General features: G+C 66.2%; 14 protein-coding genes, 1 tRNA gene and 1 pseudogene. 9 read left to right on the top strand and 7 right to left on the bottom strand.

Annotation, left to right across the window (positions count from 1 at the left end; genetic code table 11):
* The first annotated feature begins 87 nt into the window (after positions 1-87).
* Both ACZ5BM_RS00875 and ACZ5BM_RS00870 read left to right on the top strand, forming a co-directional pair.
* Positions 88-777, top strand: a complete 690-nt coding sequence (locus ACZ5BM_RS00875) for a cold-shock protein (protein ID WP_498909436.1) — start codon at positions 88-90, stop codon at positions 775-777.
* A gap of 97 nt (positions 778-874) precedes the next feature.
* Positions 875-1,498 (top strand): DUF1345 domain-containing protein, encoded by a 624-nt coding sequence (locus ACZ5BM_RS00870; protein ID WP_498909435.1) that lies wholly within the window; start codon positions 875-877, stop codon positions 1,496-1,498.
* Between the two features lie 30 nt (positions 1,499-1,528).
* Here ACZ5BM_RS00870 and ACZ5BM_RS00865 read toward each other — a convergent pair whose 3' ends face one another.
* The 6 genes and pseudogenes from ACZ5BM_RS00865 to ACZ5BM_RS00840 all read right to left on the bottom strand — a co-directional run bounded on the left by ACZ5BM_RS00865 (position 1,529) and on the right by ACZ5BM_RS00840 (position 9,252).
* A complete protein-coding gene (locus tag ACZ5BM_RS00865) occupies positions 1,529-4,033 on the bottom strand; it encodes a TonB-dependent receptor plug domain-containing protein (protein WP_498909434.1) in 2,505 nt (834 codons plus the stop codon).
* Positions 4,034-4,281: 248 nt separating this feature from the next.
* Entirely contained in the window at positions 4,282-4,998 is a 717-nt protein-coding gene (locus ACZ5BM_RS00860) for a Rossmann-fold NAD(P)-binding domain-containing protein (protein WP_498909433.1), read from the bottom strand.
* A 7-nt stretch (positions 4,999-5,005) separates the two neighbouring features.
* Complete coding sequence (locus ACZ5BM_RS00855) at positions 5,006-5,143, bottom strand: hypothetical protein (protein WP_498909431.1); 138 nt, start codon at positions 5,141-5,143, stop codon at positions 5,006-5,008.
* 56 nt (positions 5,144-5,199) lie between these two features.
* Positions 5,200-5,853 carry a hypothetical protein gene (locus tag ACZ5BM_RS00850; RefSeq protein ID WP_498909430.1) on the bottom strand — a complete coding sequence of 218 codons (654 nt, stop codon included), beginning with the start codon at positions 5,851-5,853 and terminating at the stop codon, positions 5,200-5,202.
* 428 nt (positions 5,854-6,281) lie between these two features.
* Positions 6,282-7,961 (bottom strand): annotated as a pseudogene (locus ACZ5BM_RS00845) (glycoside hydrolase family 68 protein); the annotation flags it as partial.
* A 613-nt stretch (positions 7,962-8,574) separates the two neighbouring features.
* Complete coding sequence (locus ACZ5BM_RS00840; RefSeq protein ID WP_498909429.1) at positions 8,575-9,252, bottom strand: ATP-dependent Clp protease proteolytic subunit; 678 nt, start codon at positions 9,250-9,252, stop codon at positions 8,575-8,577.
* A gap of 706 nt (positions 9,253-9,958) precedes the next feature.
* On the opposite strand from ACZ5BM_RS00840, the gene ACZ5BM_RS00835 reads away from it, so the two are divergent.
* From ACZ5BM_RS00835 to ACZ5BM_RS00805, 7 genes are all read left to right on the top strand, one after another.
* Positions 9,959-11,473: a BaiN/RdsA family NAD(P)/FAD-dependent oxidoreductase gene (locus tag ACZ5BM_RS00835; RefSeq protein ID WP_498909428.1), complete on the top strand. Its 1,515-nt coding sequence runs from the start codon at positions 9,959-9,961 to the stop codon at positions 11,471-11,473.
* A 283-nt stretch (positions 11,474-11,756) separates the two neighbouring features.
* Positions 11,757-12,725: an OmpA family protein gene (locus tag ACZ5BM_RS00830; RefSeq protein ID WP_498909427.1), complete on the top strand. Its 969-nt coding sequence runs from the start codon at positions 11,757-11,759 to the stop codon at positions 12,723-12,725.
* 66 nt (positions 12,726-12,791) lie between these two features.
* Positions 12,792-14,015, top strand: a complete 1,224-nt coding sequence (locus ACZ5BM_RS00825; protein ID WP_498909426.1) for a pyridoxal phosphate-dependent aminotransferase — start codon at positions 12,792-12,794, stop codon at positions 14,013-14,015.
* Positions 14,015-15,316: a homoserine dehydrogenase gene (locus ACZ5BM_RS00820; RefSeq protein ID WP_498909425.1), complete on the top strand. Its 1,302-nt coding sequence runs from the start codon at positions 14,015-14,017 to the stop codon at positions 15,314-15,316. Before ACZ5BM_RS00825 ends, ACZ5BM_RS00820 begins: the two co-directional genes overlap by 1 nt.
* A gap of 39 nt (positions 15,317-15,355) precedes the next feature.
* Positions 15,356-16,348, top strand: coding sequence for a fructose-bisphosphatase class II family protein (gene glpX / locus ACZ5BM_RS00815; RefSeq protein WP_498909423.1), 993 nt, complete (start codon positions 15,356-15,358; stop codon positions 16,346-16,348).
* Between the two features lie 30 nt (positions 16,349-16,378).
* The gene (gene recJ, locus ACZ5BM_RS00810) at positions 16,379-18,196 is read left to right on the top strand and encodes a single-stranded-DNA-specific exonuclease RecJ (protein WP_498909422.1); all 1,818 of its coding nucleotides are present in this window, start codon (positions 16,379-16,381) and stop codon (positions 18,194-18,196) included.
* A 62-nt stretch (positions 18,197-18,258) separates the two neighbouring features.
* Positions 18,259-18,334 (top strand) — tRNA-Glu (locus ACZ5BM_RS00805).
* 249 nt (positions 18,335-18,583) lie between these two features.
* Here ACZ5BM_RS00805 and ACZ5BM_RS00800 read toward each other — a convergent pair.
* Positions 18,584-20,689 (bottom strand): glycoside hydrolase family 32 protein, encoded by a 2,106-nt coding sequence (locus ACZ5BM_RS00800; RefSeq protein WP_498909421.1) that lies wholly within the window; start codon positions 20,687-20,689, stop codon positions 18,584-18,586.
* Positions 20,690-20,766 lie beyond the last annotated feature (77 nt).

The raw sequence follows: 20,766 nt of genomic DNA, 5'->3' as shown, positions 1-20,766 counted from the left end.
CCTGACAACGGCACGCATACGACGATACCCCCATAAGGGGTGCCTGTGATCGCAGGCGCCGCCTCCCAGACCCCGGGATTACGACCCTTGAGAAGTAACCGTACCGACCGCAGCCCCCGTTCCCCGCGCCGCGGCGGCTTCGACGACGATTTCACCCCGGCTCCCTCGCCCTACGGCGAGCGCAGCTCCTTCGGCGGCCCGCCGCGTCGTCCGATGGGCGGTGGCGGCGGCTCGCAGGTCATTGCTTCCGGGCCGGAAATCAGCGCCAGCGTGAAGTGGTTCAACAGCGAGAAGGGCTTCGGCTTCGTCGAGCTGTCCGACGGCTCGGGCGACGTGTTCCTGCACGCCAATGCCCTGTCGCAGTCCGGCCATGACAGCGTCAGCCCGGGCGCCACGCTCGGCGTTCGCATCGGCCAGGGCCCCAAGGGCCGTCAGGTCGCGGAAGTGATCTCGGTCGACGAGAGCACCGCGCAGCCGGAGCGTCCGCGCTCCGCGCCGGGCGGTTTCGGCGGTGCGCGCGCTCCGGGCGGCTTCCGTTCGGGCCGTGCGGCTCCGGACCTGTCGCAGGCCGAAGAGGTGCGCGGCATCGTGAAGTGGTACAACGCGACCAAGGGCTTCGGCTTCATCACCCCGGATACCGGCGGCAAGGACATCTTCGTCCACGCTTCCGCTCTGGAGCGCTCGGGCCTCAGCAGCCTGAACGAGGGTCAGGCGACCCGCGTGTCGGTGGTGCAGGGCCAGAAGGGTCCGGAAGCCGCCGCGATCAGCCTCGCCTGATCCCAGCCGGTTCGGGCTCACGTCCGTTCTGATCGACGCCTCCCCGGTTCCGCCGGGGAGGCGTTTTTCGTTCTACCCTCCCCCGTTGAGCGCGCGCGTGTTCCGTCATCTCCGCTACAGGCCGGCCACGGCGATCGGCTTTCTCGTTTTCCTGATCGTCTCGGTCGGCACGATCGACCACATGCGCGTCGTCACGGCCCTTCTGGTGGGCTGGGACAGCGGCGTGCTGGCTTACGGGGCGGTGCTGCTGCTGCTCATGAAATCGCGCACGGTGGAGCGCCTACAGGCCAATGCGGCGGCGTTGGACGAAGGCCGCTGGGCGATGCTGCTCATCACCCTGGGCGCCTCGCTCGCGTCGCTCGGCGCGATCGTGGTGGAACTGGCGCAGGCGCACGGCAAGGCAGATGCCGGACCGTTGGGCGCGCTCTCCGGCTGCACGGTGCTGCTGAGCTGGTTCTTCGTGCACACCATCTTCGCCAACCACTACGCACACGAGTTCTGGCGTCGCGGCGGCCTGAGCTTTCCCGGCAACGACCGGCCCGGTTATGGCGAGTTCATGTATTTCTCGTTCTGCATGGCCGTGGCCTCGCAGGTGAGCGACGTCTCCACCCAGTCGGCGGGCATGCGCCGTCTCGTGCTGGTGCATTCCCTGGTGTCGTACCTGTTCAACACCGCGATCATCGCGCTCGGCGTGAACATCGCCGCCTCGCTCGCCGGCTGAAAGCGCCGGCGGCGAGAACGGCGTCGGCGCTCAGAAATTCGCCGTCAGGCGACCGAAATAATAACCGCCGCTGAACGGGATCTGGCCCGAGAACTGATCGAACATGCTGCCGCCAGCCGGGGTCAGGATGCCGGGCAACTGGCGCGGACGGATGTCGAAGATGTTGTTGGCGCCGACCGAGGCGTGCAGGTTCTTGGTGATCTGGTAGCCGATATCGAGATCGGTGACCCAGCGCGGCGTGTTCTTGAACTGCGCGAAGCAGCTGTTGGAATAGCGCAGCGCGCCGCCGCGCGCACAGGTGGCGGAAGCCGGCGTCCAGTCCTCGTAGGACATCATCGCCGTGGTCTCGCCGTAGCGGCTCTGGCGCAGGGTCACGTCCCAGCGATCCACCAGCCAGGTGGCGCTCAGGATCAGCTTGCTGCGCGGCGTGGCCGTGGTCAGCCAGGCGATGGTGCGGTCGTTCAGCAGCGGCGCACCGAGCGTCGAGGTGCCGTTATGGTGCAGCCTGGTACGGTTCAGGTTCAGTGCCGCGCCGAGATTGACCGTGCCGTAGCGGTGCAGGGACACCGGATAGGTCGCGCGTGCATCGAGACCCTGGGTTCGGGTGCTGGCGCCGTTCGACAGGTAATAGGCCGACGAGTTGGCGATGTTGTTGGCGGTCGGCGAGACGTCGAAGCCGAAGGACTGGATCGCCGACAAGGCGCGTTGGCCTTTGACGGTGCCGCCCTGGACGATGCGGTCGCGCAGATTGATCTGATACACGTCGACTTCGACGTTCAGCTTCGGTAGCGGCTGCGCGACGAAACCGGCACTGACATTGGTGGAGCGTTCGGGCTGGAGCGGGCTCGCACCCAGGGACCGCGCTCCGGCGGAATCCACCGGCAACTGTCCGCCGACGCTGCCTGGATACACGTTCAGGCGGCTGAAATGCGATTCCTGAAGTGTCGGCGCGCGGAAACCGTTGCTGATCGTGCCCCGCAGCGCGAAGTTCGGGGTGAAGTCGTAGCGTGCGGAAACCTTACCGTTCGCGGTGCTCTCGGAGTCCGTGTAGTACTCGTAGCGGCCGGCGATATCGATCTGCAGCTTGCGCACCGGACGCAGATTCACGTCGGCATAGCCGGCCCAGACATTGCGATACCAGGTGCCGGCCGATTGCGGCGGAATGCCGACATGCTCGACCGGGCCGCCGTAGAGATAGGATTGCGGATTGCCCGACACGATCTCGTAGGAGTCCATGCGGTGTTCGGCGCCCAGCGCCAGACCGAGCGGCATGGCGCCGATGGCGATCTTTCTCCGCAGATCCAGGTTGTTCGTGAGCTGGCTGTTCTTCTGGGTGTAGTCCCAGAATTTCGTCGGCGAAAATCCGGTGGCGTTCAGCATGCCGATATTCACGACATCGCGGATGCTGATGCGGGAAGAGTCGCCACCATAGGTCGTGGACACGTCCCAATCGAAGCCAAGCAGTTCTTGCATCTTCACGCCGAGCGTGACGCCGTAATCAAGCTCGTCATTGCCGGTGATCGGACGCAGCCCGTCCGGAAAGTAGCCCGGTACCACGTAGGGACTCTTATACGCGCGCATTTCCGCGTGGCGGTATCCGAACGTGCTCTGGCCGTAGAGCTCGACGTGGCTGTTTACCGACTTGGCGGCGTCGATGCCCAGCGTCTCGCGCATCTCCTTCGGTGTGCTGAGGTAATCCGTTTCACGCCCGGCCCAGCCTTGCGAATTGGGCTTCACGCCGACGAAGTAGTTCTTCGTATCGGCGCCGGCAGGCCATCTGCCCAGCAGCGCGTGGTCCGGCCCCCAGGTGATGCTATGGTCGCTGTGAAACACCTGCGCGGCGATATGCACGTAGCCGTCATCGCCGAGTTTGAAGCCACCATCGGCATCGAACTCGAACTGAACGCCGTCGCCGCGATAGGCGTTGGCACCGGTCTGGCCGCTGAGGGTCAGTCCGTGATCCTTCTTCTTGGTGATGATGTTGACCACACCGGCGATCGCATCGGAGCCGTACATCGCCGCGGCGCCGTCTTCCAGCACCTCGATATGATCGATCATGTCGGCGGGGATCATGTTCAGATCGACACCGGAGGACGCGAATTGCGGGCCGGGCTTCTGCACGATGTTAGCAGTGGCGTGGCGCCTCTTTCCGTCCACCAGAACCAGCGTTTCGTTCGGCCCGAGGCCCCGCATCTGGATCGACGACACCAGCGAATTGGTGTTGGAACCGCGCGCGCTCATGGTGATCGACGGATAGATCCGGACCAGCGCGTTGGACAGGTTCAGCTCGCCGGATCGCGCGATGTCCTTCGACGACAGCACCACCACCGGGCTGATGCTCTGCCGTGCGCGGACGTTCGGCGAACGCGTGCCGGTGACGACAAGCTGCTCCTGATCGTCCTTGACGCTGCCGGCACGGGCGGAGGTGCCGGACGGATCGGACCCGGCCTTCTTCGCGTCCGCGAAAGCGATGTCGGGAAGAGCCGCCAGGACGAGGGCCGTGCTGGTGCTGAGCAGAAAACGAAACCGGATCACATCGAACTCCACCGCCGCTTGTTGCGGACGGCGAGCGAATTAGAGGGTGGAATGCATCTTCGAAAATGAAGGTTTTATTGACTGTGACAGAGTATCTAAGCGGTGTTTGCCTGTATTTTCGATCAAGACGTTTTATGTCCGGAACGGTGCTACGCGCTTGTTTTATCTGAGTGCCGAACGGATCGTTTGTGTCGTCGCGCGACGTTCCTGCAATGATTGGTCAAAACGACAGACCGGGCTCGGCCGTCTCAGGGCGGTATCGTCTGTCCGTCCCAGGCTAGAACCGTTCCGTTCGACCGGGCGTCCAGTGAATCGATCATCTCCAGCAAGCGCTCGGCCGCGAATTCGGGCGTGAACAAGCGCCCATCCGCCGCGCCGCGCTGGAACGGCAGGCTGAGGCCGGTATCGACCGTGCCCGGATGCAGCCCGACGCAGAGCCTTTCGGGATTGCGCTGCGACAGTTCGATCGACAGCGTCCGCACCAGCATCGCCAGGGCCGCCTTGGAAGCACGATAGGAATGCCAGCCGCCGCTGCGATTATCAGCGATGCTGCCGACGCGCGCACCGAGCACCGCGAACACCGATCGACCGTCGCGCGGCAGAAGCGGCAGAGCGTGCTTGGCGACCAAGGCCGGACCGATCGTGTTGATCCGAAACGCGCGGGCCATGGCATCGCCATCGAGGGCCCGGAATCTCTTCTCCGGTTGCAGGGCGCCGTCGTGCAGCAGTCCCGTGGCGACGATCACCAGCCGAGGCGGCGCAAGCAGGCTGGCGAACGCGTCGCGGATCGAATTCTCGTCTTCGAGATCGAGGAACAGTTCGCCCTGCTCGATCGCAGGATGGCGGGTGGTGGCGGTGACGCGGCCGATCCGCTCGTCGGCGCGCAATGCCTTTATCAGGGCTGCACCGATGCCCCCGCTCGCTCCGACCACGACGGCATGGCTTCCGGCTTCCAGACTCCGCATGTGGGCCTCAGCCTCCGATCGAGCCGCCGCCCGTGCTGCCCACATAGGGACCCGAAACGCCGCCGCTCCACGCATGACAGCCGGACACGGCGCTCGCCAGCCCGAGCGACACGAACAGAATCAGCATGAGTTTGGGCAGGCGCATGATCGATCCTCGCTCTCGGTTGCAGCTGGAACGATGGGCCCGCCAGGATGGTTCGTTCAGCCGAACCGGGCACTGACCGCATCGTGGTCGGACGCTCCGCCCGAATCCAGGACGGTCGCGGCACCCAGCGGGCGCAGCCCGACCGAGAGAAAGGAGTCATGACGGCGCCCCGGCGAGGGATGGTCGAGCCCCCGCGCGTCGAGCATCGCCAGATCCCTTGCCGGCTCCCAGTCTGCTGCCAGTTCCACGGCCATCAGCGACGGCCGGCCACCAGCGCAGGCGCGTCGCAATTCGGGCGCGAAATCCTGCCAATCAGACATGCCGATCCCGGCAGGCGCGGCATGGACAGCGATCATGGCTGGACCATCCACGATGTCGCAGCCCACGCCGAACACACCTGGCCGTCCGTGATCCACGACCGCGCCGCCTTCAAGCGGAAACGCGGAACCGATCCGCGACAGGATCGCCACGGAACAGAACGGATCGACGCTGATCGGCTGATGGAAGCCGCGCGCGTCGCAGCGCAGACGGTCGATGGACACGGAGCGAAACGCGGCGAAACTCGACCCGACCAATGCACCGCAAGATTGCAGAACGACGATGTCGTGCTCTGCGACGAGAAATTGCAGGAACGCAGCGCCGAGGCTGTCCTCGAGCGGATTTCCCTGCGCATTCCAACTGGCGATGGAGATCATGATCGGACGGTTCATACGCCATGCCGGACTGCACGACCAGGAATGCCGACAGCTGGGCGGCTGAAGCAAGAAACCGGAAATATCGCGGCGCCACCGAAGCGGCAGCCCGAAACACTTCCCTGCCCTCTGCGCGACAACAGAGGGCACCGTGCACGGAATGGTGCGTGCACGGCGTTTTTCCATTTCGATCGGGGCGACAGCGACGCGATACGACCGCTACCGCCCCAAGTCGATCAGTGACTGGCGATGTATTGCTGCACCGCCTGCTGCTGCTGCGGGGTCAGCGTGTTGTAGACGGACAACAGACCCTGATACTGCGCGGCCGTCGGCAGAGGCGTCTTGCCGTCACGCAGCGACTTCATCAACAGCGCCGTGTAGTACGGCCAGTCGCTGGCACCGAACCGGCCGACGAGATCGTACTTCGCCATCTCGGGCCAGTCGGGATCGGTGATGAAGCTGTCGTAATCGACGTCGTAGCGGTTCGCCGGGATGTTGCCGTAGTAGCCGACGCCGTTGTCGCCGTAGGTCAGATCGATCGCCGAATTCGCGCCCTTGAAATTGATCTTGACCGTCGGAGCGAGCGATCCGCCGCGCGTGCCGTTGATCGTGTCGATGAACGACTCGACCAGACCACCCTTCATCACATAGTGCGAGTAGCTCTGGAAGGTGCGCGTATCCTGACCGGGATACGGAGAGTAGTCCGTGCCGGCCGGGATGTTCAGGTTGGTCGGATTGCCGAGCACGAGACCGCTGCCGTAGTTCATCGGCTGGAAATCGCTGCGGATGGCGTTGCCGACGAAGCCGTAGACGCCGTCGGGACCATCCATGCCGGCCGCATAGGTCGTGCGATGGCTGATGGTGAACACGTAGTACTTGCCGTCCTTGATATACATCTGCGGACGCTCGGTCTGGTCGTTCACGCAGTTGGACGAGATCAGCGGCGGCAGGAAGTGCCACTTGGTCATGTCGGCGTTGTCGGCCACGGCGAGACCGATATTCGCACGCTGGTAGATGGCGCCCGAGCTGTTCACCTGATCGACGCTCTCCGCATACGGGTCGCCGCTGCGATAGCCGAGATCGGCCGCATTACACGGCGTCTCCCCGCGCACGCCTGAGGAGTTGCCCTCGAACACCATGTAGTTCACGCCGGGCTGCTTCGGATCTTCGAAGGTGAACGGGTCGCGGAAGGAGTAGAACTCGTTCTGCGCGCCGCTCTGATAGTACTTGCCGTCCGGACGCAGCAGCGCCTTGTGGTCGTCGAGGCCGCTGAACCAGACATGGGTCAGGTCGGCATGGATCTGGCCGATCACCGTGGTGATCACCGCATCCGGCGGCGTGATGTTGCCGCCGCCGGACGTGCGGTTGAAGAACAGGTCGGTGTAGAAGAACTGGACCTTGTTCGTGCCGGGCTCGAGCATCCGGGTAGAACCCGACCACTGCGCGTTCTCGGTGAAGGTCTCGCCGGCGCCGATCTTGGCGCTCGCCCCTTCCGGGAACACGTTGCCGCCATAGGTCCAGCCGCCATTGACGGGGCGCTTCGATGCCGGAACGCCGGCGCGACGGAAGAAATAGCCGAGACGGGCATGGACGTGGCGATCGTCGAAGCCGTAGCCGGCATGACGGTCGGCCGTCAGACAGAAGATGACTTCCCAGCCGTTGAAGGCGATCTGGTTCGCGTTCTTGTCGATCAGGGTCCAGGTGTCCCACACCCAGACCTGATCGTTCGTGGCAGGGTAGTCGGCCGGAATGTCGGGCATCGTCACGCGCGACGGCAGCGAGCTGGTGCCCGACGCCGCGTTGGGGTTCGAGTTCGCGACGATCTGCCGCGCATCGGCGCGGGTCCAGCGCGATGTGTAGTCTTCCGTCGGGCTGTGCGCCTTCTGAGTGTGCACGGTCGGCGCGGCGAAGCCTGGGATCGTCCGCGGCGACCGGAACGGGGCGGCGTGCGGCATCATGCCGGGCGCCGACGGGACGCGAAGAGCTTCGCGCATGTTGGGAACGGTCTGACTATAGGCGGTCGCGCTGAGAGCGACGGTCCCCATCAACGCGGCAAGCGCGGAGACGCGAAACCCGGAAAACGAGCAAGACATGAGTTTTCTCCGGTAATGACTTCGCTGAGCCATTAACGATCGTTAACTTACCGTTCTCGCAAAGTAAATAGCAGCCGTAAAATAAATAGATATCGGGATGTCTGACAAAAAGAAACTTAAACTGCAACAAGATACCCAATCTGATGTTATGACAGCCCGCATTGATCTGGATCAAATCGTTAGTTTTATTAACGAGTAGAAATCCAGGAATTTGGGGCGCTGTCCGTAAACTGAGACAACGCCCTCGGCGGAGTTTAGCGCCCGTGTCGGGTAGAAGCGCTATCGACGCGACACGCATGGCGCCAGGCCGGCGACCGCAATCCGGTCGGCCTGGCAATCTGACATCCGCATTGTTTTATGAAGCAGGGCGGCGTGAAGGCCTGTCGAGGCCGGACACCGGCGTGGGGGTGGGCGCCTGGTGCGCCCTTATGCTGGCGTAGCGATGTTGGGGGCACGTCCAGCCGCGCCCGCCTGACCATGTCCGCCCGCCGCCACGGGGCGGGTCGTCATCGACGGAAGGGAGGGTCGTACTTTACGCCTCTGCCGGAAGGCACCCGTTCGTCCGAAGCGTCATCAGGCTTCCGATCTCTGAAGGCACTTCCGTGGCGGCCATCGCGCGCCCGAGGATCGCGCGATGGCCCCTGGTTTACTCGCCCAGATCCTTGATCGAGCTGATCACCCTGGTCACCAGACCATAGGCGATCGCCTCCTCGGCACTCATCCAGTAGTTACGATCGGTATCCTTGGCCACCTTCTCGTAATCCTGGCCGGTCTCGCGGGCGAACAGGCGATTCAGGCGCTCGCGCATCTTGATGATCTCGCGCGCCTCGATGTCGATATCCGTCGCAGGCCCGCGCACGCCACCCATCGGCTGATGCAACAGGAAGCGCGTCGCCGGGAGACAGAAGCGGCGGTCCTTGGCGCCCGCGGCGAAAATCAGCGCGCCCGCACTGGCCACCCAGCCGGTGCCGATCATGCGCACCGGCGCCACCGCATCCACGAACCGGATCATGTCGTGGATGGTGTCGCCGCTCTCCACATGGCCGCCGGGGGAATTGACGTAGACGTCGATCGGCTTGTCCGACGCTCCGGCCAGCGCCAGCAGCCGGCCGGTCACATCGCGCGCAACCTTGTCGTTGATGGCGCCGAAGATCAGCACCTTGCGCTGATCGAACAGGCGCTTCTCGAGCTCGTTGATCGGGGAGGACAGGGTCTTGTTGTCGCCGGGCTCGGATGGTTCCGGGCCCTGCGGCTCGGGAACCTCGGGCTCGTCCTCGTCATCCATGCGGACGCGATACTGGTCGTTCGGCAGCTTGCCGCTCATGAAGATACTCCTCGATCCGTGTTCGGCGGGATCAATGCGCTCATCCTGCAACCGGCCCCGGACAAAGCCAAGCCGCCCGCCCGGTGGTCGATACCAGTCAGGAGGTGGGGCCGACGACACGCCGCGAAAAGGGGAATAGTCGCCGGATCGCGGCGGGGCGCGACCTGCATGTCATCGAAACGGTGACGCAAGAAATCACTTAACGATCGCACGCTTTCCGTGTATCCAATTTCTGAGACACCCGTCCTTGCGGCGTTGCGTAAGGCGGATATCAGACAGATAGCCCTCGTCATGGTTCTTGCCGTTAAAATAACGTAAGTCGAGCAGATCGTCCGTCCTTTCGCATCCGATGCGAGGGCTTTCCGAGGCATTCTCAGGCCATGACATTCCTTTTGAACGCGCATCTGTCTGACCTGAGGACCGTCGATCTGGACTGCACTCAGTCTACGGATTCACGAATCATTACCACTCTGGCGCTCCTCAATGCTGGGGAAAGGCCGCCGAGGCGGGAAGATGTTTCGGACAGCACCGGAAGACCTGTCGTTTATCGGTTTCCGGTGACCGTTTGCGGATCGCGGCCGCGCCCGATCAGCGACCATGCAGTCACCTCCCGGTCCCACGACGGCATCCCCGACAGCCGCTTCGAACCGATGCCGTCATTCTCCATCTCGGGCCGCTCTTCACACGCGCCCGTGGAGGCAGTGTCGTGAACCCGATGCGGAGCGTCGGCACGCTCGTGATCGGCGGTGGACCGGCGGGTCTGGCCCCCTTGCTGGCCGCCTCCCGCGATGGCGCGCTCGATGCGCTGCTGCAGCGCGGTGTCGCCATCGTCGAAAGCGGTCCCAGCATCGGTGCCGGACGGCTCGGGCGTTACGCGATCGACTCGGACAGTTCCGCCAACACCTTCCTGACGGCGGTGCTCGGCCACCCGGACCCGGCCTTCGCCGCTTTGGCCGATCATCCCATCGCTCGTCGAATCGCGGAACGGGACCAGCAGGCGATCCCGTTGCCGCTGGCCGCGTCGTTTCTCGATCTGGTGGGGGACGTCATGACCCGCCGGATCGAAGCGCACCCCAACGGTACGATTCTGACCGGACACACCGCGACGTCGCTGCGCCGAGGGAGCGATGGTCGCTGGATCGCGCAGCTTCTCGCGGCGGACGGCCGGACGGTGGAAATTGCCGCTTCCGCGGTTCTGCTGGCGCTCGGTGGAACCACGAAGGGCCACGGAGCGACCCAGGTGGCGGGGCGGGAACTCTCCACCCTCGAGGATCGGCTGGTGGACTCCGAGCATGTGCTCGATGCCACGCGCCTGTCCGAGCTGGAGGCGAAGCTCTCCTCTGTGCGTCATCCGCGCATCGTCGTCATCGGCGGGTCCACCAGCGCCGTGTCCTGTCTGCGCGTGCTGCTGCAGACGTTCGGCGACGCTCTCCGACCCGGCGCCCTCGTGCTGATGCACCGCCATCGTCTGCTTCCCTGGTATCGCAGCGAGGCCGACGCCCATGCCGACGGATATGCCGCTTTCGACGCGGAGGATGTCTGCCCGATCAGCGGCATGGTCCATCGCTTCGGCGGTCTCCGTTATGCGTCGCGAGACATCGTGCGTGGCGCGCTCGGGCTCGGCGGTCTTTCGCTCGATCCACGCCTGACCCTGCATCAACTCGGCACACCGGATGATGCCGCACATCTGCAGGACTCCCACCGCCTTCTGGACGATGCCGGTCTGGTCGTGTCCGCCCTGGGCTACCGCCCGTTGCGCATGCCGATCCTGGACGAACGTTCGTCGGCGATCCGGCTCATGGCGGACGAGCCGGGCGGTCCGCTGATTGGGCCGGGGGCCGGCATCCTGCGTGCGGACGGACGTGAGTTGGGTGGATTGTTCGGGATCGGGCTCGCGGCCGGTTTCCGGCCGGACGGCGCGTTCGGCGGGGAAGCATCGTTCGGGGGGCAGGTGAACGGCCTGTGGCTCTGGCAGAACGATGTCGGCCGCATGATCGCCAACCAGCTCCAGGGCGCTGCGACCGCCGGAGCCTTGCGCCGCGAGAGGCTCGCCTCGGATCTGGTCCAGGGCGCCGGCGCCAGACGCATCGTCAGAAAAAGGACGAACGGCGCGGGTGCGTCCGGGCGTGCCGGATCACCATCGGTTTCGGCCGGGGATCAGGGCCCGGCAGGGCGCCCGGCGATGCCACCTCGGGCCGATCGGCGACACGCCACCTCGTAGGGTCGCCTCCCAACTCCCGTTGAAAGACGCGACGCCTGATCGGCGTTTTGATCTGCGCGCTGGACTGCGGTCCGGCAGCGAAAACCGACGTGCCGCCTCCTGACCGCCGAGGACCCATGCAGCGACCTGTCAGCCTGGGCTCTCGGTGGTGCCGCTAGCCGGCCATGGCAGGCCGTCCGAACGGTTTCGACTTCGACGGCAAACGTTCCGGGCGCGCCTCTTCTCGCGAGAGCTGCGCGAGGCTAACACTGGCCTCATGCAGGGCGACGTGAAGCGGAACACCATGACCTCGAACCGTTGCGCGACGTCCGGCTCGATCGCACCCGCCATGATGGCGGCGTTGCTGCTTCTCTCCGGCTGCGGCGGGCGCGACCCCGTCGATGCGCCGGTGAACTGGTGGCATCAGCTCGAAGGCGGCGAGATCGCCAAGCAGAGACCGCCGCCGCCGGGAGTGGACGCGCCCTATCCGTTGATCGGCACCACGCCGTCGAGCCCGCCGCCGATGCTCTCGCCGGATCTGCGCACAGCGTTGACGCGCCATCTGGAGGAACAGCGCAACCTCAGCGCACGTCTGAACGCCGACGACCCGATCGCCGCCCTGCCGCCGACGCAGCCTCCCGCCGCCGCGAAGCCGGCACAGGGGGGTGCCGCTCCGGCCGCGTCCGCCACCCCCGCACCCGGCCCGACGAACCCCGCGCCGGCAGCCGCCCCCGCCGCGCCGGCCGTTTCCTCCGCGACGCTGGACGCCGCCGAGGCGCCACCTGCGCCGCCGGTCGCGACACAACCCGTGCTGGCGATGCCGGACGTGGTCCCCGAGCGAGCCGGCATGATCGCGGAAAGCGGCCCTACCCCGCAGATCCCGGCCGCGCCGCCGGGCTCGCCTGCCCTGCCCGGCTTTCCGGTCGTCGCGGCTCCGACCTACGCCGCGCAGAGCCATCCGGACTATGCGCTCGCCGATCCGCCCGGCGAACGCCTGCTGTTCCCGGACGGGTCCGACGCCCTGTCTCCGGGTCAGGACGGCATCCTGCGCGAGCTTGTCTCGCATCGCGGCAAGGCCGGCACGATCTTCGTGCACGGCTACGGCGATGCCGCCTCCGACGCGCCGGCCGACCAGGCGCAGGCGCTCACGCTCGGCGCGCTTCGGGCGCGCGCCGTGGCGGGCTGGATGCAGGCCCACGGCGTTCCCGCCGACGCCATTCGCATCCGCGCCGACGCATTCGGTCGCGGCGCCACGGCCGGTCTGGTAGACTGAGCCGCGGCGCCCTCCGGCGCCGTCCCGAAGCGTTTCCGTTCCGCCCGTTCACTCGCGAAGAAACCGATGACCGAAGAATTCCACCGCATCCGCCGCCTGCCGCCCTACGTGTTCGCGGAGGTCAACAAGGCCAAGGCTGCGGCCCGTCATCGCGGCGAGGACATCATCGATCTCGGCATGGGCAACCCGGACAGTGCCCCGCCGGCGCATGTGGTACAGAAGCTGGTGGAAACCGTCGCCGATCCGCGCGCGCACGGCTATTCCGTGTCCAGGGGCATTCCCGGCCTACGCAAGGCGCTGGCGGGCTACTACGGGCGCCGTTTCGGCGTGAAGCTCGATCCCGAGACCGAGGTTGTGGCGACGATCGGCTCCAAGGAGGGTCTCGCCAACCTGTCCGCAGCCATCACCAGCCCCGGCGACACCATTCTGGTGCCGAACCCGTCCTACCCGATCCACCAGTTCGGATTCATCATCGCCGGCGCCTCCGTGCGCTCGATCCCGGCGCATCCGGGCGAGGACATGCTGCGCGCCCTGGATCGCGCCGTGCGCCATTCGGTGCCCAAGCCAACCGCGCTGATCGTCAACTTCCCGTCCAACCCGACCGCCTTCCTGGCCGATCTCGACTTCTACAAGGAGCTGGTCGCGTTCGCCCGGCGCGAGGAGATCTGGATCCTCAGCGATCTCGCCTATGCGGAAATCTATTTCGGCAACAACCCGCCGCCCTCGATGCTGCAGGTGGAGGGCGCCAAGGACGTGGTGGTCGAGTTCACCTCCATGTCCAAGACCTATTCCATGGCCGGCTGGCGCATGGGTTTCGCGGCCGGCAATCCGCGCCTCATCAACGCGCTCACCCGGATCAAATCCTATCTCGACTACGGCGCCTTCACGCCGATCCAGGTCGCGGCGGTGGCGGCGTTGAACGGGCCGCAGGATTGCGTGGAGCAGGTGCGCAACCTTTATCGCGAACGGCGTGACGTGCTGATCCGCGGCCTGTCCGCGGCCGGCTGGGAGGTTCCGTCGCCGGAAGGCTCCATGTTCGCCTGGGCGCCGATCCCGGAGCGCTTCGCGCATCTGGGCAGCGTCGAGTTCTCCAAGCTGCTGCTGGCCAAGGCCGGCGTCGCCGTGGCGCCGGGCCTCGGCTTCGGCGAATACGGCGAAGGCTTCGTGCGCATCGGTCTGGTGGAGAACACGCAGCGCCTCCGTCAGGCGACCCGCAACATCAAGGCGTTCCTGAACAACAGCAACGCCGGTCCGGCCATGGCAGACACCGTTCATCTGGAAAAAGCGTGATGGCTTCCCCTGCGGCTCTTCGCGTCGGCATCGCCGGCCTCGGCACGGTCGGCGCCGGCACCGTTTCTCTTCTGCGCGCCAATGCGGCGCTGATCGAGGCGCGTGCCGGACGCCCGATCGTCGTCACCGCCGTATCCGCGCGCGACCGCTCGCGCGATCGCGGCATCGCCCTCGACGGGCTGCGCTGGCATGACGACCCGCTGGCGCTCGCCACCGACCGCGACGTCGATGTGGTGGTCGAGCTGATCGGCGGCGCGGAAGGCTCCGCGCGCCGTCTGGTCGAGCATGCGCTCGGCAATGGCCGCCCGGTGGTGACCGCCAACAAGGCGCTGATCGCCGTGCATGGCGCGACGCTGGCCGCCAGCGCCGAGCGCGCCGGGGTGGCACTGGCGTTCGAGGCCGCGGTCGCCGGCGGGATTCCGGTGATCAAGGCGCTGCGGGAGGGGCTGGCGGCGGACCGCCTGCTGCGCATCGGCGGCATCCTGAACGGCACCTGCAACTACATCCTCACCGCCATGCGCGAGAGCGGACGCGGCTTCGACGATGTTCTCGCCGAGGCGCAGGCTCTGGGCTACGCCGAGGCCGACCCGTCCACCGACGTCGACGGCATCGACGCCGCGCACAAGCTGGCGATCCTGGCCGCCCTCGCCTTCGGTCGTCCGGTCGATTTCTCGTCCGTGCACGTGGAAGGCATCCGCGCGATCGGCGCGCTGGATATCGGCTTTGCCACCGAACTCGGCTACCGGATCAAGCTGCTCGGCATCGCCCGACACACGGAACGCGGCGTCGAGACGCGCGTGCACCCTTGCCTGGTGCCGAACGCGGCGCCGATCGCGCAGGTGGAAGGCGTGTTCAACGCCGTGGTCGCAGAAGGCGAGTTCGTCGGGCGGCTGATGCTGGAAGGCAGGGGCGCCGGCGCCGGTCCCACCGCCACCGCCGTGGTCGCCGATCTGATCGACATCGCGCGCGGCTCGCTGGTGCCGGCCTGGGGTGCATCCTCCGGTGCGCTGTCGTCGCTGGTCTCCGTGCCGATGAGCGAGCGCGTCGGCGATTTCTATCTGCGTCTCTCCGTGCTCGACCGGCCCGGCGTGATCGCCGAGATCGCCGGGGTGCTGCGCGATTGCGGCGTTTCCCTGCGCTCCATGCTGCAACATGGCCGCGAAGCGGCGGAGGGCACGGTGCCGATCGTGCTGGTGACGCACGAGACCTCCGAGGCTGCCATGCAGGCGGCGCTGGAAAAGATCGCGGCGCTCGACGTTGTGCTGTCTCGTCCCACCATGCTGCGGATCGAGCCGGGCTGATCCGGCCTGTTCGTCCGACCCGAAGGCTGAGGAGTTCCCATGACCGTTTCCCCCGACAAGAGCTACCAGACCGACCGTAACCTGGCCCTCGAACTCGTGCGGGTGACGGAAGCGGCGGCGATCGGCGCTTCGCACTGGACCGGCCGCGGCCTGAAGAACGAGGCCGACGGCGCCGCGGTGGAAGCCATGCGCCATGCCTTCGACACGGTGGCGATCGACGGCACCGTGGTGATCGGCGAAGGCGAGATGGACGAAGCGCCGATGCTCTATATCGGCGAGAAGGTCGGTGCGGGCGGCCCGGCGATGGATATCGCCGTGGACCCGCTGGAAGGCACGGTGCTCTGCGCCAAGAGCCTGCCCAACGCGCTCACCGTGGTCGCTCTGGCCGAGCGCGGCAAGTTCCTGCATGCGCCCGACATCTATATGGACAAGATCGCCGTGGCCGGCGGCCTGCCGGAAGACGTGGTGGATCTGGACGCGCCCGTGGGTCAGAACCTGCGCAATCTGTCCCGCGCGCGCGGCATCGACATCAGCGAACTCACCCTCTGCACCCTGGACCGCGAGCGTCACGAGCCGCTGATCGCCCATGCACGCGAGGCCGGCGCGCGGGTGACGCTGATCTCCGACGGCGACGTGGCCGGCGTGATCGCGGCCTGCATGGAAGGCAGCGGCGTGGACATCTTCGTGGGCTCCGGCGGCGCGCCCGAAGGCGTTCTGGCAGCGGCGGCCTTGCGCTGCATCGGCGGACACATGCAGGCGCGTCTGCTGTTCGAGGACGAAGCCCAGGTGCAGCGTGCCCGCGAGATGGCAGAGGGTGATCCGCGCCGCCGCCTGTCGCTCACCGATCTCGCCAGCGGCGACGTTCTGTTCTCCGCCACCGGCGTCACCACCGGCGCGCTGCTGCGCGGCGTGAGCCGTCCCGGCGGCACCAGCGCGGTGACGCATTCCATCGTCATGCGCTCCAAATCCGGCACCGTCCGCTTCATCGAAGGACGGCACAACTTCGCGACCAAGACCTGGGGCCAGAGCTGATCCACGATCATGGCTGACGGGAACGGTCCGATGGGCGGGCCCTTCCCGGCGACGGGTGCGGAAACCGCCGAAGTGGTTCTGGGCGTCGCCGGCAGTTTGAGCGGGCGGCGCTGGGTGTGGCGAAACACGGGCGGCGTCGCGACCGCGGCGTCCGACCGCGCCGGGCTGTTGTTGTCGCAACGCCTGGACGTTCCGGAAATCGTCGGGCGTCTGCTCGCGGGCCGGGGCATCGTCGCCGCCGATGCCGAGCACTTCCTGCAGCCGACCCTGCGCGCCCTGATGCCGGATCCGTCCTGCTTCGCGGACATGGATCGCGCCGCCGAACGGCTGGCACAGGCCGTGCGCGCGGGCGAAACGGTCGGAGTGTTCGGCGATTACGATGTCGATGGCGCGTGCGCCACCGCACTCCTGGCCGGGCTGCTGCGCGCCCTCGGCTGCACGGTGCACACCCATATTCCCGACCGGATCGCGGAGGGCTACGGCCCGAACGCCCCTGCCCTGCTCCGGCTCGCGGACAAGGGCGCGCGCCTCGTCGTGTGCGTCGATTGCGGCACGGCGGCGCCGGAACCGCTGCAGGCCCTCGCCGGCCGCGCCGACGTGATCATCCTCGATCACCATAAATCCGATGGCGGCGTCCCGCCGATCCTCGCGACGGTGAACCCGAACCGGCTCGATTGCGCCTCCGGACAAGGCGCCCTCTGCGCCACCGCCATCGTCTTCCTGTGCGGCGTGGCGCTGTTGCGCGTGCTGCGCCGCGAGGGCGTCGTGGAGACGCCGCCCGATCTGCTGGCAACGCTCGATCTGGTGGCGCTGGCCACCATCTGCGACGTGATGCCGCTGACCGGCTTGAATCGCGCCCTGGTGACGCAGGGGCTCAAGGTGATGGCCCGCCGCACACGGCCCGGCATCGCCGCCCTGCTCGATGTCGCCGCCGTGCGCGACGCCCCGTCCGCCTTCACCTGCGGTTACGCGCTCGGTCCCAGGATCAATGCCGGCGGCCGGATCAGCCAGGCCGATCTCGGCGTGCAGCTCCTGCTCAGCGACGATCCGATGCGCGCGACCGCGCTCGCCGAGCGTCTGGACGGCGTCAATCGCGAACGTCGCAGCGTCGAGACGGCGATTCTCGATCGTGCCATGGCGTTGGGCGAGGAACAGCTCCGTGCCGGACACGCGGTCCTGCTTCTGGCCGGTCCGGATTGGCATCCCGGCGTGGTCGGAATCGTCGCAGGCCGGCTCAAGGAGCGCTTCAACCGCCCGGTTCTGGTCGGAGCGACACTGGAAGACGGTTCGGTGAAGGGATCGGGACGTTCTGTGGACGGTCTCGATCTCGGCACGGCGGTCATTGCCGCAAGACAGTCCGGCCTGCTGTCCACGGGCGGCGGTCATGCCATGGCGGCCGGCTTTTCCCTGCCTGCGGAACGCCTGCCCGCCTTCCACGCCTTCCTGGACCACAGGCTCGCCGCGGCGCTGCTCTTGCCCCGCGCTCAGGATCTGCCGATCGAAGGCGTCGTGAGCGTTCAGGCCGCCACGGTGGAACTCGCGGCGCAGATCGGCCGTCTGGCGCCGTTCGGAGCCGGCAACACGGAGCCGCTTCTCGTGCTGAACCGCGCGCGCGTGGTGCGTGCCGACCGAATCGGCGGCACACGCAACACGCTGCGTCTTCTGCTGGAAGGCGAAGGCGGTGGTTCCCGCCTGAAGGCGTTGCTGTTCCGCGCCGACGAGTCGCCGATCGCAGCACTGTTGGAACAACCCGGTCAGGCCTTGCATCTGGCAGGCTGGCTACGCGCGGAAAGCTGGAACGGCAGCACGACTCCGAGCTTTTTCATCCAGGACGCCGCGCTCGCTTGACCGCACGCCCAGCCTCGACTATCCACTCGCCACCGGCAGCCGCGTGCTGACGGAAACGGCCTGTCCTGTTCGTCTAGGGGCCTAGGACACCGCCCTTTCACGGCGGTAACACGGGTTCGAATCCCGTACGGGACGCCATTTTCTCCAAGCACGATCCGATCTGCGACAAACGCGACACCGCTCGGTTTGGCAGCTGGCCGGTCGCCCCGTATCCGGAACCACCGATCCCTCGCCATGACGCCGGGTCCGGCCGTTTTCGTGAATCGACCGGGTGACAAGAAAAGTCCGAGCCGTTCGACGCAATGCGCAAAGCCCGACAGCATGGCGTCGCCCGATCGCCATGCCACCGGAACACGGCGCCGCCCGAGCGACGCCGTTCCTGACGCATCAATGGATGCTGCGCACGCTCCAGGCCTGGATCGCATGCAGCACGGCGGTGCCGCCATCCGCGAAGGCGTCGACGCCGAGGCTTTGTTCGGACGGGAAGATCTGCGCCGTCAGAACGGCGCTCCCCTCGCCCCCGAACACTTCGACCGATGACGTATCCAACAGGATGCGCAGCCGCACATGCCCATCCCGTCCCGGCAGCAGCGACGCCTCGTAGCGTCCGGCGAAACCGGGCTGGAACGCCACGTCGCCCGATTGCTGACGATCGACGAACACGGTGTGCGTGGCGGGCGAATAACCGATCGTCGTCTTCTCGCCATTGGCACCCGTGCGGACGTGCAGACCGAACGTGTCGGCCGCCCCCGGAACGAAATCCGCCACGATATCCAGTTGCTTGCCATGGACGCGGTCGAGCGAAACCGACCGATGATCGCGATCGAGAGCGATGTTGCTCGCAGACGCGTCCAGCAGATGGTCATACAGCAACGGGAACGTGCCGACCGGGTTCTGGAACAGGGCGAGATGACCGTTCAGCTCGCGCAGCGACAAGGTACGCGGGATCGCCATCTGGCTCCGCCACGGGCTGGTCGGAATCACCTGGGCGTAGTTCCAGTTGTTCATCCAGCCGATCGCCGTGCGGGCATTCTCCGGCAGATCGTTGAAGGTCACGGTGGCGTAAAAGTCCGGGCCGTGATCGAGCCAGTTCGCTTCGAGCTGCGGCTGGTCGGTGAACAGGATGTCGCCCACGAAGATATGGCCGAAACCCTGAGAACCGTCATTGGCGTCGATCACCTCGATCTGCGCCTTGTGCCCGATCAGTCCGCTCACATCCCAGGAACGCCAGGCCATGGCACCGAGGCCGTTGCCGGTGGTGCTGTGAACCACACGCCCATCCACCAGAAGGTTGATCGTGGTCTCCGTGTCGGCCGGCGTGCCGGCAGTGGCCGGGTTGCGCGGATAGGAACCGCCGCCGATCTGGAAATCGATGAACGGTTTGTGGATCGTGAAGCTCGGCGACGTCACCGTGCCTTTCGCGGAATCGCCGGAGAGATAGGTGTCCAGGATGTGGTTGGTGACGCTGCCTTCGATGGTTTCCGTGAACGGAGACGCGCCGACGAAGGCACCGGTCGTGCTCCAACCCAACGCCGCGTAGCTCTGACCGGACGAGAAATCCTGGAACGTTTCCGCGCCGGCCTGGGGCGTCGGGGAATGCACGCTGTCGGCATCGGCCGTGAAGCTGGTGCCATCGAACGTGCCGGTGAAGTATTGCGTGCCGGAACCCGCATATTCGGCACCCGGATTGATGCCGACCATCAACACCCATTTTTCCGGCCCGACATCGTTCACGCGCATCGGAAACAGATCCGGACATTCCCAGGCGCCGAACACCGCGTTGGCCGGTCCGAACGTGCTGAGATAGGTCCAGCTCTTGAGATCCGTGGACGAATACAGGATCACCCGGTGGATGTTCGACAGAGCCGCGACCATCACCCATTTATGGCCCGGCTCGTACCAGAACACCTTGGGATCGCGAAAAGCCGTGCTCTGATCGGCGTAAGGCGCAGGCGGCGCAGCGATCACCGGATTGCCTGGATACTGCGTCCAGCTCACGCCGCCATCGTTGGACGACGCGATCGAGACGCCTTGTTGTCCGGCAATCACGTGCTTCCCATTGGCGAGCGTCTGATCCGACAGGTAGTTGTTGGCGTAGATCGCCACCAGCGGCGCCTTGTGTCCGGCGCCGAGCCCGCTGCTGTTGTGGTCGTCCTTCACCGCGCTGCCGGAGAAGATCAGATTGCTGTATTGCCCGGCCGCGTTCTTCTCCGCGGGAATGGCGACGGGCAACTCGGTCCAGTGCAGCAGATCCTTTCCGCGCGCGTGGCCCCATGACTGGTTCTCCGCCACGGTTCCGATCGGGTTATACTGGTAGAACATCTGGAAAGCACCGTCGGCGAAGATCAGGCCGTTGGGGTCGTTCATCCAGTTCTTCGCCGGGGTATAGTGGAACGCCGGACGATAGGGTTCCTTGTAGGCTTCCGCGCGTGCCGTCGCGGTCGCAAGCAGGCTCAGGGACGCGAGCAGCGCGATCCTGGTTTTGGTCGGCATGATGATGTTTACCTCCTGGCCGCACCGCAACATCTAGGTGCATCGCGTTGCGCGGCCATCCCGAAGGTGAAACATCG

The sequence above is a fragment of the Lichenicola sp. GTC18331 genome, from assembly GCF_055386855.1.
Note: the sequence above shows the minus strand (reverse complement) of the source record. Positions and strands in the feature narration are given on the sequence as shown.